Below are 17,198 nucleotides of genomic sequence, written 5' to 3' on the forward strand. Positions count from 1 at the left end.
TAAATGTTTATTCGAATGCTTTATTAATGATTGTTTCTTGTTGAGCGATATGCTGTTTCATATAACCAGTTGCTGGGCTACCACTTTCTTTTCTAGAAATAACATCCGTAAATTCGATATCGGATTTGCGGAATGTACGGCAGTAGTAAGGCCAAGCGCCCATATTTTCGTTTTCTTCCTGAACCCAGATGAATTCGGAAGCTTTATTGTATTTCTTATGGATAGCTTGTAGTTGTTCAACTGGCGCTGGATACAATTGCTCAATACGCACGATAGCAACATCATTACGTTTATCAGCTTGTTGTTTTTCCAATAGGTCGTAATAGATCTTTCCGGAACAGAATAAGACACGTTTAACAGAAGCTGCTTTTACAGCAGTATCATCTATAACCTCTTGGAAATTGACTTTTGTGAAGTCAGCCTGTTTTGAGACTACTTTAGGGTGACGGAGTAAACTTTTTGGCGTAAATACAATCAGTGGTTTACGGAAGTCACGTACCAATTGACGACGTAACAAATGGAAATAGTTAGCCGGTGTCGTACAGTTGGCGATAATCATATTATCGTTGGCACACAATTCTAAGAAGCGTTCGATACGACCAGAAGAGTGCTCTGGCCCTTGGCCTTCCATACCGTGTGGCAACATCATAACCAATCCATTAGAACGTTTCCATTTTGTTTCCGCACTGCTTAAGTATTGATCGACAATAATCTGTGCACCGTTGTAAAAATCTCCAAATTGCGCTTCCCAAACAGTGAGTGCCTGTGGGTTGGCTGAAGCATAACCATATTCAAAACCCAATACTCCATATTCCGAAAGCAAGGAGTTATAAATGCTGAATTTGTCGCCGCCTTTGACATTAGCCAATGGTACGTATTTCTCCTCAGAATCCTCTAAAGTCAGTACCGCATGGCGATGCGAGAACGTACCACGTTGTACATCTTGTCCCGAAATACGAACACGCTTACCGTCATTCAATAGTGTTGCATAAGCCATCAACTCACCCATTGCCCAATCGTACGAATCTTTACCAATCATGGCCGCACGATCTTCAAAAAGCTTAGAGATCTTACGGAAGAATTTCTTGTCTTTTGGTAGAGAAGTAATCTGTGTAGCCAGTTCTTTAAAAACCTTATCACTGACTTTGGTCTCCGTTGTTTGGAAGATGTCGGCTCTTTTTGCAGGGCGTAAACCTTTCCAAGCACCACCAAACATCGGAACTTCTTCTTCTAGGTTCTCTACAGCCTTAGAAGCATCCAATTGGCTCTGTAAGTAGTCTTTAAATTCTTTTTCGACTTCTTTGGCATATGAAGTTTCTATAGAACCCTCATCGATGAGTTTTTTCGCATAAACCTCTTTAGGGTTAGCATGTTTTTCGATAAGCTTGTACAGAAGAGGCTGTGTAAACTTAGGTTCATCAGCTTCATTATGTCCATAACGGCGGTAACACAATAAATCGATGAAAACATCGGTTTTATATTTTTGACGATATTCTACCGCCAGATTGATTGCATATACTACGGCTTCGGCATCATCTCCATTAACATGGAATACAGGAGAAGATGTTATTTTGGCAACATCTGTACAGTACGTGCCTGACCGAGCGTCTTTGTAGTTAGTGGTAAAACCAACTTGGTTATTGATTACAATATGGATAGTACCACCAGTTTTGTAACCATCTAATTTAGACATTTGTGTAACCTCGTATACGACACCTTGCCCAGCAATAGCAGCATCACCATGAATCAGGATAGGAGCGATTTTAGAAGAATCCCCATCATACTTCATGTCAATTTTAGAACGAACCATTCCTTCAACGATAGGATCTACCGTCTCCAGGTGAGAAGGGTTAGGCGCTAATGATAAGTGGATATGTTTTCCCTTATCAGTGGTAATATCCGAAGAGTAGCCTAGGTGATATTTAACGTCACCGCCAAATTTCAATTCAGGATCTTCTTCTTTATACATCTTACCTTCAAATTCAGATAAGATGGTTTTGTAAGGCTTACCCATGATATTAGCCAATACATTTAACCGACCACGGTGCGCCATACCGATCATAAATTCTTGAAGACCCAAGTCTGCACCTTTTTCCATAACAGAGTCCAAGGCAGGGATCAAACTTTCGGCACCCTCAAGAGAAAATCTCTTTTGGCCCAAGAATTTGGTGCCTAGGAAGCTTTCGAATACAACCGCTCTGTTTAGCTTTTGAAGAATACGTTTCTTTTGCTCTGTAGAGTAGCTCGGGGTATTACGGTCAGCTTCCATACGATCCTGCAGCCACTTGATTTTTTCAGGATTACGTATATACTTAAACTCAGCACCGATAGAACGGCAATAAGTATCTTCGATAAGTTGACGGATATCGCGCAATTTGGCAGGTCCCAAGCCGACTTCAATACCTGCATTGAACACAGTATCCATGTCTGCTTCCGATAAGCCGAAAGTTTCCAGTTCTTTGCCTGGGTAGTACTTCCTGCGCTCACGGACAGGGTTGGTGTGCGTAAACAGGTGTCCGCGGTCTCTATAGCCGTGAATCATGTTTAACACGTTGATTTCCTTCAGAGCATGCTCTGAAACATTTTCGGTGTCAATGCTGACTGCTTCAGCGCCTTGACCAAACTCAAAACCTTCAAAAAATTTTTGCCATCCAAAATCTACCGAATTCGGATCTTGCCTGTACGCTTGATATAACCCATCGATATAGCTCGAGTCGGCGTTACTCAAATATGTCAATTTATCCATTTACTTTTGATATAAGTCTAAAGAATTTGCCAAATTTAGGAATTAAATAGGAGTTTCGAGTACTGAAATTGAAGTTTTTGTACTTAAATCGTGTCAATTCGGTAGCCATAAATTTAAATGGCAAACTTGAATAAATAATTGTGATTTTAATGCTAAACGACGTCTTTCGGAAGCTCCGCTTTTACTTTCTCCCAATCTGCTATATTTTTATTGTTTTTGATACTTGTTCCCTGTTCGGCGATATGCGCCCAAAAACCATAAATTGTTGCTGGTGCATAGTCGATCAATTGCTGCTCGAACCAAGCTGCCCCCGCCAACCAGTCCTCATTAAGTTCATAGATGAGATGCATGGCTACGATCTCCCTTTCTCTGCGGGTAAGCCTTCCTGTTGTGTTGAGTTGGAGAATTAGTGTGTTCACTACGCTGTTCGATGTGTCTCCGCTAGTCCATGACGCCAATGCGGCGTGCTCCGGGCTTTTTCCCTTGCTTTTAAAGTAGCAGTTTGGATATTTTTTTAACATGAATCGAAAATAATCCCTCAACATCAGATTCTCTAAAAAGACATTGATCCCTTTTTTATTTTTAGGGTTGATGTTTTCTGTGAGAAAGTGAAAGGTATAGGCTGGAGAAAGTACGCCCAAAGCAAGGTAGGGGGATAGTTCGGTGTAACTTTCCATATTTACCTCTGTCTCTTTGACTAGTTTTTTTAACATAGCATTTGCTGCATTTTCGCCAAAATCACTTTTTGATTGGGAAAAATCCAAATCAAAAGGGAAAACAGTTTTTTCAAGATGAGGAGGGATATTAACTACTTGCACATCATCTATACATCCACGAACAAAGCTTTCTTTTGCAACTTTTTTGCGAAAAGTGTTGAAATCATTAGGGATGTCCCGAATTGGGAAAGGCAAATCTTCCTTATGATACAGGGTGTGACCAATAAAGTGACGTAAATTTCTTTTTACTTTCCAAAGTTCCTCCTCCACAAGTTCTGAAATATCCGTTTCTCGCTTCGCGACCTCGCGATGATGATAGACTTCATCTGCGTCATATTTTTGAACGAGTTGTGGGATGATCTGCTCGGGATAACCTTCATAGGTCAACAAGTCTCCGCCGAGAGATTGCAGTTTCTCCTTTAGAGAAAACACTGTCTGTGCGATGTAGTCTGCTCGAAATTCTCCGGTGTTCTTAAAACCAAATTTATTCTCTTGGTAATAGCGGGGGTCGAAAATATAAACTGGAATAATAAAATCTGCTTTCTGAATAGCACTTTGCAATACCTCATTGTCATGGGTACGAAGATCATTCCTAAACCAAACTAAAATAACCTTTTTGCTCATTTACCTACCACGTACTTATTTAGATTAAATTCAAGTTCTGTAAAGATATTACATTTAAAGGATTGTCGGATGATCAAGCTTGAATATTTACAATATTTAAACAATTTGGAGCTTGTTGTGGCTAAAACAATCATTTAGCTTTTTTTAACGAACAGAATCCCTAGAGTATTTTATTTTTGTTGAAACAAAAAAATGGAAACTAAGCTTATTTCTAATGGATATACTATGTAAGTGTAAACTAGGATGACGAATTTATTGTTATGTGGATTGAATTCTTATCTCGGTCGTGCAGGATTAACTTATCTGACGGGTGAGGGCTATCGGGTTTTTGGTATTGTTCGGGATGTTGGCCTTCTGAAGAGGACGATGGTTGAAGATGTTAATGCGACACTGTTTTCAATTGATCTTATAAAGAGAAAGGAAGCCTTTGATAATTTTCATGTTGGAGATTTAGGTTTGTCTATATATTTTGCTCAGATTCCGAATCAAAAAGATCAACTCGGTGTACAGTATGAGTTATTGGCATTGCGTAATTTTATTTTTCTGTCGCAACGTAACGGATGTAATCGTATTATTTATGTAGGACGGACCTATGATAAGTCCTATTTGGATGCGGTCGAATCTCTTTTTGTTGAATCGGAGGTAAGCTATACTATTCTTCTTAAAGATTTGGCTGTAGGGCCTGGGAGTTCTTTTGAGGGGCTGATGGACGAAGTCCTCCAGAACAAATCGATATATATATGCCAGCGTCTGGCGCGTATAAAATTTAAGCCTATTATATTGTCCGATCTTTTCGCTTTTATTAAAAAAGTAGATTGGCAGTCTACTTTTATCAACCAACGAATAGAGTTCGGCGGAGAAAGACTGATGAGTGTTAATGAATTAATACATTGGAATATCAAAAAATTTGGTAAGCATATCAAATACAATGTTTTTTCGTTGCCGAGTAGAACATTGTCTATATGGCTCAATAAAATTTTGTACGGAATAGACGTCGAAGTGTATAATGACTATTTGTTAGGAATTATGGGGGCCCAGGAGACTGACAATTCGGTGTGGAGAGAGCAGGTTGATTTTACAGTTTCGCCTATTGAGTAGATATTTGCTAGAACTTATAAGACTTTTTTTAGCTGAAATATTCTGCTATTTTTGTTGCTCACTTAAGCAAAGATATGGGATACTCTAGTTTGGCGGCTTGTATAGCTGATTTGGAACAGCATGGGCATTTGGTACGGATAAAAGAAGAAGTGGATCCTTACTTGGAGATGGCCGCTATTCATATGCGGGTGTTTGATGCAGAGGGGCCGGCATTGTTGTTTGAACGTATAAAAGGATCGGAGTTTCCGGCGGTATCCAATTTGTTCGGCACTATGGACCGTTCTAAGTTTATGTTCCGTGATACGCTGCCTCATATAAAGAAACTGGTCGATGTAAAGATGGATCCCACTGCTGTCCTAAAAAATCCATTGCAGTATATTGGATCTTCTGCAGTAGCTCTTGGTGCACTGCCTTGGAAGAAAAAATCAAACGCACCTATTCTTTACGGTAAGACAAGTGTCAGTAAGCTTCCTCAGATTGTGAATTGGCCTATGGATGGGGGAGCTTTTGTAACGATGCCACAAGTGTACACGGAGGATGTTGAGCATCCGGGAGTTATGAAAGCCAATCTGGGTATGTATCGCATTCAGCTATCCGGCAATGACTATATTCAGGATCAGGAAATAGGACTTCATTATCAACTGCATCGTGGCATTGGAGTGCATCAACAAAAAGCAAACGCTCTTGGCCGTCCTCTTAAGGTCAGTATATTCGTTGGAGGGCCACCCTCACATCCCTTGTCCGCAGTGATGCCCTTACCAGAAGGACTGTCCGAGATGATTTTTGCAGGCGCCCTGGGTAATCGCCGATTCCGTTATTTCTATGATCACGAAGGTTTCTGTATTTCTGCTGATGCCGATTTTGTTATTACAGGTACCGTATATCCCAATGAAAATAAGCCTGAGGGTCCCTTTGGCGATCATATCGGATATTATAGTTTGACACATCCATTCCCGTTAATGCGGGTGCATAATGTCTACCATAAAAAAGACCCCATCTGGTCCTTTACTGTAGTAGGACGCCCCCCTCAGGAGGATACAAGTTTTGGTGCTTTGATCCATGAAATAACAGGAAGCGCTATTCCAAAAGAAATAGCAGGATTGAAAGCTGTGCACGCCGTAGATCCGGCAGGTGTACACCCGCTACTGTTTGCTATTGGACGAGAAAGTTATACACCCTATCAGGAAGTGGATCGGCCACAAGAGATATTGACTATTGCTAATCAGATTTTAGGCAAAAATCAATTAAGTCTTGCTAAATATTTGTTTATAACAGCTGATCAGGATAATCCTCAATTGGATATCCATGATATTCCTGCCTATTTTAGTCATGTGCTCGAGCGTATAGATTTAACGCGCGATCTGCACTTTCATACCAACACCACAATAGATACACTGGATTATTCCGGAGATGGTCTGAATGCCGGATCTAAGGTGGTTTTTGCCGCAGCAGGTGCCAAGAAGCGTACCTTGTTGACAGAGGTGCCGGGCAATATGAGTCTACCAAGGCCATTTAGTAATGCTAAGTTGGCGCTACCGGGGATACTCGTTTTGGATGGAGCAGCATTTACTTCTTATGAAGAGGAGCAACGCATTTTGGAGGCTTGGTGCGAGGCGGCGAAAGAGATTGATTTTGGAGGGATTGCTATGTTGGTTTTGGTCGATGATGCGGGATTTGCAGCAGAGAGTGTCAATAATTTTGTGTGGATTACGTTTACCAAGTCCAATCCAGCTTTTGATATCTACGGTATCCAATCCTTTACGAGGTATAAGCATTGGGGCAGCGAAGGACCTGTTATTATAGATGCACGCCGTAAGCCGCATCATGCACCTGATTTGATTAAGGACGAGACTGTGGAACGCCATATCGATCGATTGGGTGTTAAAGGCGGATCGTTGCACGGTATTATTTAGGATGTGTTAAAAATCTTAAAAAAATAGGATAAGCCGAATGTATTCCTTTATATTGGAGTTGCAAATCCAAATTATGAAGGTATACTGGTTCTACTATAAGCAAATTCTACCGGTTAATGTAGCATTAACTACAGCGTTTAGTATGATGTCGATAGATCTTTTCTATTGGGTTTTCGTTTCTTTCGGCTTTTTCCTCAGCGTATGGTTGTATTCTTTCTTTTATAAAAAAGCAAGGTATATCTATTGTAATCTAGGATACTCACAACTCCGCTTGGTTTTCGGTTCATTTCTGATAAACACTGCCGTCGGTGCAGTTTTTTTACCCCTGCTGTGGATATGAAGGAGTTGTATGCCGATTCTATAGCATTTAGCTATAGAAATCAATATAGCCTATTGTCTGGCGTTTTTATCAATTGTAAGCCGGGGGAGGTTGTAGCCCTACTGGGGCGTAATGGTTGTGGTAAATCGACACTTCTGAAAATTTTATTTGGTATCCAGAAACCTAAGAATGGTTTGATCAGGCTTGACGGAAAGCGTATTCGTTATCCTTATCTTTCCAAGGAAGTATGTTATCTACCACAGCACCGTTTTCTCCCTACCAGTAAAACTGTTGTACAGATGATTTCTTTTATGTTGAAGGATGGGAATGAAAAAGAACAGATAATGTCAGATCCAATCCTGCAAAAAGTTCTTTCTCAGAAAATAGCCGATTTGTCCGTAGGAGAACAGCGCTATTTGGAATTGTTGCTTTTATTGGGACAAAAGGCCACCTACTACCTGTTGGACGAACCTTTTTCTGGTGTAGCGCCTTATTTGAAAGAACGTATACAACAACTTATCCTACGTTACAGTCATGCTAAAGGTTTTGTTATTTCAGACCACCATTATAATTCGGTCTTGGATATCAGCAATAGGATCCTGCTGTTGCAAAATGGTGGGTGTAGGCAGATCGAGAATAAGAGGGATTTAGAAAGTTTCTACGTACCCGAAGGAACTTTTGATGATTAAAAAATAGGTGCTGAGCGTTTTGTTTAGTAAGTTTGTGTATCATTTTAATCTACTCAAATCAAGATATGTCATCTCTTTTAATAAAAAACGCACAAGTTGTAAACGAAGGAAAAATAGAAGCACTGGATCTATTTATAAAAAATGGACGCATTGAAAAAATAGGTAAACAGTTGGATTTACAGGCCGATAAGGAAATCAATGCAGAAGGCCTTCACCTTCTACCCGGGTTGATAGATGATCAGGTCCATTTCCGCGAGCCTGGGTTGACCTACAAGGCTGATATTTTTACAGAGAGTAGAGCTGCGGTCGCAGGCGGTACGACATCGTTTATGGAGATGCCCAATACCATTCCTAATGTGTTGACACAACGTTTATTGCAGGATAAATATGATATCGGACAAGATAGTTCGCTGGCCAATTATTCTTTCTTTATGGGAGCTGGCAATGACAATCTGGAAGAGGTGTTGAAAACAAATCCTCGGGATGTGTGCGGAATTAAAATATTTATGGGCTCTTCTACCGGTAATATGCTAGTGGACAATGAGCAAGCCCTGGATCAGATATTTAAAAATGCGCCTACACTCATCGCTACACATTGTGAAGACGAGGCGACGGTTAAAGCTAATCTGGCGCATTATAAAGAATTGTACGGTGAAGAAGTTACTATAGACATGCATCCGCTCATCCGTTCCGAAGAAGCCTGCTTTCTATCCTCCTCTAAAGCGGTGAACTTAGCGAAGAAAAATAATACACGTTTACATATACTGCATATCTCGACAGGTAAAGAGACAGCACTGTTTGAGAATAATGTACCTTTAGAACAGAAGAGGATTACGGCGGAAGCCTGTATACATCACCTTTGGTTTTCAGATGCCGACTATCAGCAGAAAGGTAATTACATCAAATGGAATCCTGCTGTAAAGACGGCGCAAGATAGAGATCAGATTCTTGCTGCGGTGTTGGATGGACACATCGATGTGATCGCGACAGATCATGCACCCCATACTATGGAAGAAAAAGAGCAGACATATTTACAGGCTCCTTCTGGAGGGCCGTTAGTACAGCATGCTCTACAAGCATTGTTGGATATGGTGCAACAAGGTAAAATGACCTTAGCGCAATTGGTTCAAAAAACCGCTCACAATACTGCCATTTGTTTTGAAATCGAACAACGAGGATATATTCGTGAAGGCTATTGGGCCGATTTGGTTTTGGTAGATCTAAATAAACCTTATCAGGTCAATAAGAGCAATATTCTTTCCAAATGTGGTTGGTCTCCTTTTGAAGGGCATACCTTTTCATCAACGATTGTACACACCATCGTATCCGGAAACCTTGCTTTTTCAGAGGGTAAGATTATAGAGGTCGGCTCCGGACATCGGTTGTTGTTTAACAGGTAAAGTAAGTTATAAGGTTATAAAGGGATGTAGTTAACAAGTGATGTGGTTAGCGTGATTGTAAGTCCACCTTATAACAGAATAACACGTTCACTCGATAACAAGATAACACGATAACAGAATGAACAAAAGAGATTTTTTAAAAGCGTTAGGCATTGGTGCAGGTGCAGTATCACTTTCAACAATTGCTCGTGCTGGAGACTATATAGCTACAGCCGGGAAGCTGTTAAAAGGATCTGTGCTAAAGGCAGGAGATACGATTGGGCTTATCGCTCCTGCGGGAGCAGTAGAAGACGAAGAGTCTATCACCATGGCCAAGGAGGTGTTCTCTTATTTTGGTTTTTCCGTGAAAGAAGGTAAAAACCTCCGCGCCCGTTATGGAAACCTAGCGGGTACCGATCAACAGCGATTGGAAGATCTGCATGGTATGTTTGCAGACAAGTCCGTAAAGGCGATTGTTTGTATTCGTGGCGGAAATGGTGCCTCACGTCTATTGCAGCATATCGACTATGACCTGGTCGCCAATAACCCTAAAATACTATTGGGTTACAGCGATGTTACGGCTTTGCTATTAGCGTTTTATGCTAAAGTAGGCCTTGTTTCTTTTCATGGTGTCGTAGGGATTAGCACCTGGAGCAATTATGTTGCTAAGCTGTTTAAAGATCAGTTTTTCGACAATAAGCTAGCCTCGTTTGAAAATCCAAAAAAGTCGGACAGCCAGATTATTCAATATAAAGATCGAATTCAGACCATCACTCCAGGTGTTGTCGAAGGAACTATTTTGGGAGGAAATCTCACCCTGTTAGCAGGGCTCTGCGGCAGCCCTTATTTACCAGATTTTCGTGATACGATATTGTTTATAGAAGAGATTGACGAGAAATCAGATCGTTTAGATCGTATGTTTTGCCAACTGATGAATACGGGAATCTTATCGCAAATTAAGGGTTTTATATTTGGTAAATGCACGAATTGCGGGCCATCCGGTGGTTATGGAGCGCTGACCGTGGAGCAGATGCTCAACGATTATATCAAGCCGCTAGGTATTCCGGCATATTCTGGCGCGATGATTGGTCATATCTCCGATCAGTTTCTCATGCCCGTTGGTGTGAGAGCGCGTATGGATGCAACTTTAGGGAAGATCGAGTACCTGGAGAGATCATTGATATGATACAAGCGACTCCGATCGATCCCTAATTATAGAGGCTAAATAAGGAAATTTACATGAAATTCTTTGCGATACTTTTAATTCTTGGAGCAATCACTACCTGTGATAGGCAAAAAACGCCTGTAACAGAACATTCTTCAGCTATGAATTTAGATACAACAACTTTTAACAACATCTACAATACCTATAAAGAGCAAACACTTCAACATCGTAGATTCAAACATACCGATGTAGATTTTTTAGTTCAGCAACATAAAGAAAAACAAATACTGGAAGTCGAGCCGATCGGTACGTCATTTGAAGGAAGGTCTATTTATGAGCTCAGGTATGGGGCAGGTGATAAGGTGGTCATGCTGTGGTCGCAAATGCATGGAGATGAACCTACGGCAACCATGGCTCTGTTTGATCTCTTCAATTTTCTAGAAGGCAAGGAGGATGGGAATGATGCCGTTCGCGAATTGCTCAAAGCGAAATTAAGTTTACACTTTATCCCGATGCTAAACCCGGATGGGGCCGAACGCTATACCAGGCGTACCGCGCAGAGTATAGACATGAACAGAGATGCACGAGCTGGTCAGACGGTGGAAGGTGCATTGTTGAAACAGCGGGCGAACGTATTAAAGCCGAGATACGGCTTTAACCTGCATGATCAGAATATTTATTACAATGTGCCAGAAACAAGTAATCCTGTACAGATTTCGCTATTGGCGCCAGCTTACAATTACGAGCGTGAGATCAATGAAGTACGGGGCGATGCGATGAAGATAATTGTCGGCATGAATGAGTTGCTGCAGCAGTATATTCCGCATGCTGTTGCTAAATATGATGATGCTCATACACCTCGTGGATTTGGAGACAACTTTCAGTCCTGGGGAGCGAGTACCATCCTAATCGAGTCCGGAGGACGTAAAGGAGACCCAGAGAAACAAGAAATAAGGAAACTTAATTTTATTATCATTCTCAATGCCTTGATACAGATTGCGGAAGGTTCTTATGATCGATATCCGATTGGTGACTACGAGAAGATACCATTTAACGCTTCACAGCTTCATGACGTAGTAATCCGCAACCTGGAGATTAAGACAGATTCTACAAGTTACCGTACCGATATAGGAATACGTCGAGGGGAGACCACGGTAAACCGAGACTATTTTGTTCGAGGACGTATAGAAGATATTGGAGATCTATTGGAATCCTTTGGTTACGATGAGGTCGATGCACAAGGCTTACAGTTTATACCAGCTAAAGTGTCAACTGTAGTTCTGGACAGTGCTTCTGTACTTTCACAGACAGATGCTTTTGGCCTATTGAAAAGAGGAATCATGGCCGTACCGGTTAAAACCATCGGAAGTACCAAGGCAAGCAGTTTGCACAATTACCCTGTTCACTTTTTCACGCAGAAGCAGTTCTTTCCAACGACAAGTTTAGATCTTGGTGGCACCACTAATTTTTACATTGGCGATCAAAAAGGCGGCCTCCGCTATGCTGTTTTCAATGGCTACCTCATCGATTTATCGAAGGATATAAAAGGACAGCTGTTTAAAAGCAGGATCCACTAAGGTAACGTATTTATGGATCATAATCCTTTTATTGTTATAGGAGCGGGCCCTGCCGGTCTAATGGCGGCACAGTATTTGGCGATTCGGGGTCATAAAGTACATGTGTACGAACAAAATAAGGCGGCGGCAAGAAAATTTCTGGTAGCAGGAGATGGTGGTTTCAATCTTACCCATAGTGAACCTATTGATCATTTTGTTGAAAAATATGATGCGCAGCAAATCAAGGAAATAGTTCGGTCGTTTGATAATCAATCGACTAGAGATTGGCTGTCAACCATAGGTATCCCCACCTATATAGGCAGCTCGGGAAAGGTTTTTCCCGAAAGGCAGGTCAAACCCATTCACGTACTACAAGCTTGGCTGCAATATCTCCAAAAATTAGGAGTCATTTTTTTCTATCAACACCAGTTCGTCGATTTTGACAAAGATTATGTGTATCTAAATCATAAAGACGAACAGTTACGTCGACCTTATCAAAAATTAATACTTGGATTGGGAGGCGGTTCTTGGGCAAAAACAGGTTCCGATGCATCTTGGGTTGGGATATTGGAAGATAGAGGTATACAAATAAGACCCTTGCAATCGGCAAATTCTGGATACAATACCTTGGACGATTGGTCTGCTCTCGAGGGACAGGTCTTAAAAAATATTGCTGTTCGTTATGGAGAGGAAGTACGCTTGGGTGAGATCGTATTTACCCAATACGGTATAGAGGGGAGTCCGCTTTATTATATGAATCGATTTACAAGGAAAGATGTGTTTCCTATTGATCTGTACCTGGACCTTAAGCCCAACTTAACGGAAAATACCATTAGCGATAAGTTACGTGTTGGAGGAAGTGTAACCCACTTATTAAAAGAAAAGCTAAATCTTTCCAAAACGGCGATCTACCTGTTAAAGAGTGCTGAAAAGACCATTTTTATGAACCCAGTTGCATTAGCAAGATTGATTAAATGTTTTCCTATACGTGTTGTAGGATTACGACCTATGGATGAAGTCATCTCGACAGCCGGAGGAGTTTCCTTTGACGAGCTGGGTGAAAACTTGGCATTGCACAAATACCCCAATGTTCATTGCGTAGGTGAGATGCTGGATTGGGAGGCTCCTACAGGAGGATATTTATTGCAAGCCTGTTTCAGTACAGGTGCTTGGGTAGGCAGAGCTTAAGCTAAGCCTGCTCCAGTTCTTCAAGACTTTCAAATTTTCGCCCTTTTTGATTCTGCTTTTTTTCTACCTTCTGAAGAAAAATATAAGCTAAGACAGCGCCTGTGGCGGCCATGGCTACACCAATAAGCGATGGGTAATTATAAGCAAAACCATACGCTATCGGAATGGCACCAAAATATGCACCCAATGAGTTCCCTATATTAAAAGAAGCCTGTCCACCTGCGGCAGCAAAAGTTTCAGCTCCTTTGGCGTTATTGATCAGCATCATTTGTAAAGGAGAACCGATACTAAATGCGATCATTCCGGTTATAAAAGCCATCGGGTAAGCCAAAGCTGTAATATGGGCAACGAAGAATAAGATCAGAAGACAGCAAGCCATAGCCGCGAAACTGGTGATCGCAGCCTTGCTTGGGGATATGCGGTCTGCCAACCTGCCACCAATGAGGTTGCCGACAAGCATGCCTGCACCGATTAGGATCATAACGGTCGACACCTGGTCTGGGGATAGACCAGAAACGGTCGTTACCAATTTGGAGATATAACTGATCCATGCAAAAAGACCTCCTGTACCGATAGCGATCACGGCAACCATCAGCCAAGCGTCCCATCGTTTGAAATAACTGATTTGCTGTACGACATTATTGTTTTTGTTAGCTGGAATGACCGGCATCCAGAAATAAATAGCCAGAAAGGTGATGAGTCCCAGAAGAGATATGGCTCCGTAGGTGAATCTCCACGAGTAGTGATGGCCTATGTAGGTGCCTAAAGGTACACCTGCTAGATTGGCGATCGTCATTCCTGTAAACATCATGGAAATGGCCTGTGCCTCTTTACCGGGTTTGGCCAGTTTGGCTGCAACAACGGAACCGATTCCAAAAAAAGCCCCATGGGGTAGACCTGAAATAAATCGCGAAGCAAAAAGACTCCAATGATTAGGTGCAAAAGTGAAAATTGCATTAAAGACGAAAAACAGCAGCATCAGGAATAGCAATACCTTTTTTGCCGGATATTTTGATGTCGCGGCAACTAGCGTAGGAGCCCCAACAACTACGCCCAGGGCATATAGACCAATCAAGTTGCTGGCCGTAGGGATATCAATTTCTATATCTGCTGCGATATCGGGCAGAATTCCCATCATGGTGAACTCGGTCATCCCGATAGCCAGTCCCCCGAATGCAAGTGCTATTAAACCTTTATTTATAGACATTTAAAACCTTTTTTGGAAAAGAAATCATCTTGATGATGTCTGTTTAGCACCTTCGATAAGGTGTTTTAAGGCTACAAAACTAAGGTTTTATATCTAATTGTAAAGTAAAAAAGGTTATAGACATAACTCCATAACCTCCTAATGATACAACTTACTTGGTAAACATACCTACCAAAGAATCCAATACAGAGCCTTTTTGATCTGATTTTTTTTCTTTGTTGAAAAACTCACCTGCGAGATCGCCAATATTACCCATGTTTGGGGAGTTTTGTTGTGCATCGGGACTTCCACCACCCAAGACAGATCCTAATATGCTGCCCAACAGTCCTCCGCCTGCAGAGGATTCTGAACCCCCAGACAATATACCTCCCAGAAGATCACCCATGCCACCACCATTACTTTGTGCCTGTTTCTGTTTGCCCAAGTATCCCATGACGATAGGAGCGAGTACAGCTAGAGCGCTACCTATTTTATCCGAGGAAATGCCGGTCTTGGCGGAAAGGTTATTTTTAACCATTTCGGTGTTACTGCCAAACATATGGTTGACAATCTTATTGTCATCATCCGAAGGAGCCTGACCAAGCAAACCTCCCAATTGGTCCAGGATACCGCCATTATGCTGATCCAGTGCTTTGTTAATTCCAGCTTCTTGGTCCTCGCCTTTTTTGGAATTATAGTTGAGCGCAGCAATCATTAAAGGGACCGCTGCTGCTACCAGCCATTTTGCTTTGCTCTCTTCAATATGCAATAAATTGGCAATCGTAGATATGGCTTTAGAGCCAACGCCACCTGTAACTAAGTCTGTAAGGTTCATGTTTTTTAGTGTTTTGTTTTTCGTTTCTATTTGTGGTAAGGCATCATAGCCTTGATAGTTTCAAGGAATTGTAATATTTTTAAAAGAATCTCATTTAAAGCTAGATAAAAATACAAAATGCAAATCAAAAAATATATCCCTTTAGCCCTGGTGTACCTTCTTTCTTTTTCTGGATGTAGCCATAATTCGATAACGGAAAGGAAAACTGATTTTACAGATAGTGCTGGTATTGTTTTGACGGAAAAACAAGCTGCTCAGATTTTTTCTTTACCTATTCATTGTTTAGAAATTGAATACCCCAATAAGCTGGGGCAAGTACTGGGTGCTGATGCAGATTTGAAATCCCCGAAAAAGCTAAGGCCTATTTTTTATGGATGCTTTGATTGGCATTCGTCTGTCCACGGTTATTGGTCGATCGTGGAACTGCTGCAAAAGTACCCTCAGCTGGATAAGGAAGGAGAGGTTAGAGCGCTTCTGAATAAGCATATTACCGCTGATAATGTTGCCGTAGAAATGGCATTTTTCAACGACGTTAATAATATGAGTTTCGAACGCACCTATGGATGGGCATGGTTATTTAAGCTTCAGGAGAGTTTAGTACGATGGGACGATGGCGATGCAAAGATATGGAAGGCTCATCTACAACCGTTGGTAGACCTTCTGGTAATGCGTTATAGAACTTATCTGCCCAAGTTGGTTTATCCTATTCGCGCAGGCCAACACGATAATTCCGCATTTAGTCTTTCGTTGTCTTTGGATTATGCGCGTACGGTAGGAGATACTGCTTTTGAAGCAGATATTGTGAAACACAGCCAACGCCTTTTTGGTCATGATATGGAGTGCAATCTTGTCTATGAACCCAGCGGTTACGATTTCTTGTCTCCCTGTCTGGAGGAGGCTTACTTGATGAGTAAGACACTCGATAGTAAAGCATATAGCCATTGGCTGAAGAAGTTTATGCCCTCGCTGTTTAATGTAGACTTTGCTATTTCTCCTGCTGTTGTTAAAGATCGTACCGATGGCAAATTAGTTCATCTGGATGGATTGAACTATAGTCGTGCAGCTTGTCTTTACGGAATCGCTAAAGCCATACCAGAGCTCGATTATCTGAAAAAGATAGCCGATGAACATATTGGTTTTTCACTGCCCAGCCTTTCCGCACAAGATGACTATATGGGCTCACATTGGTTGGGCACATTTGCGCTGTACGCGCTTGATCATGCCCATTAATCTCTTCCAATAGAGGGGTCGCCGTTTATCGGAACGAGCGTGTTTTCGACCAGTTTTACGGGTACCGACAGGATACTCGTAAAACCGTCATTTTTGGTGACAATATGGGAGAGGTCAATACCCTTCTTCGAAAAAGCAGCGATAATGGCTGTTCTAAAAGTCGCTCTCGATGAGCCCCATCCCTGACTTTTGACAGTCTCATTGTTGAGATGTATGAGCTCTTCTGTGGAGTAAGCCGAAAACTTTTCGAGTAGATGCTGATAGAATGAACGTGTTGTAGACATACAATTTAAAAATTTAAATGTTAAACTATAAATTGTATCCAGAAATCTGTGGGAAAAACAAGCGTCACTATAACGTTTATTTTGGCTTCGCACCCGTATTATTTTACCACCGCGGTGACTACACTCGGTTGGTATTGCTTCATGCAATTCTGAATACTCTACAAAATTAATGGACTTTTTGATAAAAACAAAAACTTTTGCAAGTTATTGGATTGTTGTATCAACAAAATAGATGCATTCATAAAAAAAACGTCTCTTTTTGGAGGTTTT

Annotated in this window: 13 protein-coding genes and 1 riboswitch; of the genes, 8 read left to right on the top strand and 5 right to left on the bottom strand. The window is 41.4% G+C overall.

The window, feature by feature from the left end:
- Positions 1 to 7: 7 nt before the first annotated feature.
- Both M472_RS32440 and M472_RS32445 read right to left on the bottom strand, forming a co-directional pair.
- Entirely contained in the window at positions 8 to 2,746 is a 2,739-nt protein-coding gene (locus M472_RS32440; protein ID WP_021070067.1) for a 2-oxoglutarate dehydrogenase E1 component, read from the bottom strand.
- Positions 2,747 to 2,898: 152 nt separating this feature from the next.
- The gene (locus M472_RS32445; protein WP_021070068.1) at positions 2,899 to 4,086 is read right to left on the bottom strand and encodes a deoxyribodipyrimidine photo-lyase; all 1,188 of its coding nucleotides are present in this window, start codon (positions 4,084 to 4,086) and stop codon (positions 2,899 to 2,901) included.
- Between the two features lie 243 nt (positions 4,087 to 4,329).
- Between M472_RS32445 and M472_RS32450 the strand changes: the two genes are divergently transcribed.
- From M472_RS32450 to M472_RS32485, 7 genes are all read left to right on the top strand, one after another.
- Positions 4,330 to 5,184, top strand: a complete 855-nt coding sequence (locus M472_RS32450) for a Rossmann-fold NAD(P)-binding domain-containing protein (protein ID WP_021070069.1) — start codon at positions 4,330 to 4,332, stop codon at positions 5,182 to 5,184.
- Positions 5,185 to 5,258: 74 nt separating this feature from the next.
- Positions 5,259 to 7,097: a UbiD family decarboxylase gene (locus tag M472_RS32455; RefSeq protein WP_021070070.1), complete on the top strand. Its 1,839-nt coding sequence runs from the start codon at positions 5,259 to 5,261 to the stop codon at positions 7,095 to 7,097.
- Between the two features lie 336 nt (positions 7,098 to 7,433).
- Entirely contained in the window at positions 7,434 to 8,105 is a 672-nt protein-coding gene (locus M472_RS32465; protein WP_021070072.1) for an ATP-binding cassette domain-containing protein, read from the top strand.
- Between the two features lie 65 nt (positions 8,106 to 8,170).
- Positions 8,171 to 9,505, top strand: a complete 1,335-nt coding sequence (locus M472_RS32470; RefSeq protein WP_021070073.1) for a dihydroorotase — start codon at positions 8,171 to 8,173, stop codon at positions 9,503 to 9,505.
- A 118-nt stretch (positions 9,506 to 9,623) separates the two neighbouring features.
- Positions 9,624 to 10,670 (top strand): S66 peptidase family protein, encoded by a 1,047-nt coding sequence (locus M472_RS32475; RefSeq protein ID WP_021070074.1) that lies wholly within the window; start codon positions 9,624 to 9,626, stop codon positions 10,668 to 10,670.
- Between the two features lie 140 nt (positions 10,671 to 10,810).
- Positions 10,811 to 12,226 (top strand): M14 family zinc carboxypeptidase, encoded by a 1,416-nt coding sequence (locus M472_RS32480; protein ID WP_235049495.1) that lies wholly within the window; start codon positions 10,811 to 10,813, stop codon positions 12,224 to 12,226.
- A gap of 12 nt (positions 12,227 to 12,238) precedes the next feature.
- Positions 12,239 to 13,393 (top strand): BaiN/RdsA family NAD(P)/FAD-dependent oxidoreductase, encoded by a 1,155-nt coding sequence (locus tag M472_RS32485; RefSeq protein ID WP_021070076.1) that lies wholly within the window; start codon positions 12,239 to 12,241, stop codon positions 13,391 to 13,393.
- 1 nt (position 13,394) lies between these two features.
- On the opposite strand, the gene M472_RS32490 is transcribed toward M472_RS32485, so the two are convergent.
- Together M472_RS32490 and M472_RS32495 are read right to left on the bottom strand one after the other, a co-directional pair.
- A complete protein-coding gene (locus M472_RS32490; protein ID WP_021070077.1) occupies positions 13,395 to 14,600 on the bottom strand; it encodes an MFS transporter in 1,206 nt (401 codons plus the stop codon).
- A gap of 151 nt (positions 14,601 to 14,751) precedes the next feature.
- Positions 14,752 to 15,414 (bottom strand): DUF937 domain-containing protein, encoded by a 663-nt coding sequence (locus tag M472_RS32495; RefSeq protein WP_021070078.1) that lies wholly within the window; start codon positions 15,412 to 15,414, stop codon positions 14,752 to 14,754.
- Between the two features lie 117 nt (positions 15,415 to 15,531).
- On the opposite strand from M472_RS32495, the gene M472_RS32500 reads away from it, so the two are divergent.
- Positions 15,532 to 16,644, top strand: a complete 1,113-nt coding sequence (locus M472_RS32500; RefSeq protein WP_021070079.1) for a DUF2891 domain-containing protein — start codon at positions 15,532 to 15,534, stop codon at positions 16,642 to 16,644.
- On the opposite strand, the gene M472_RS32505 is transcribed toward M472_RS32500, so the two are convergent.
- Positions 16,641 to 16,928, bottom strand: a complete 288-nt coding sequence (locus M472_RS32505) for a hypothetical protein (RefSeq protein ID WP_021070080.1) — start codon at positions 16,926 to 16,928, stop codon at positions 16,641 to 16,643. The two genes, M472_RS32500 and M472_RS32505, sit on opposite strands and share 4 nt — an antisense overlap.
- Positions 16,929 to 16,995: 67 nt before the next feature.
- A riboswitch (SAM-I-IV-variant riboswitch) is annotated at positions 16,996 to 17,090 on the bottom strand.
- Positions 17,091 to 17,198: the final 108 nt, after the last annotated feature.

Source organism: Sphingobacterium paucimobilis HER1398 (genome assembly GCF_000416985.1).
Taxonomy (GTDB): Bacteria; Bacteroidota; Bacteroidia; order Sphingobacteriales; family Sphingobacteriaceae; genus Sphingobacterium; species Sphingobacterium paucimobilis.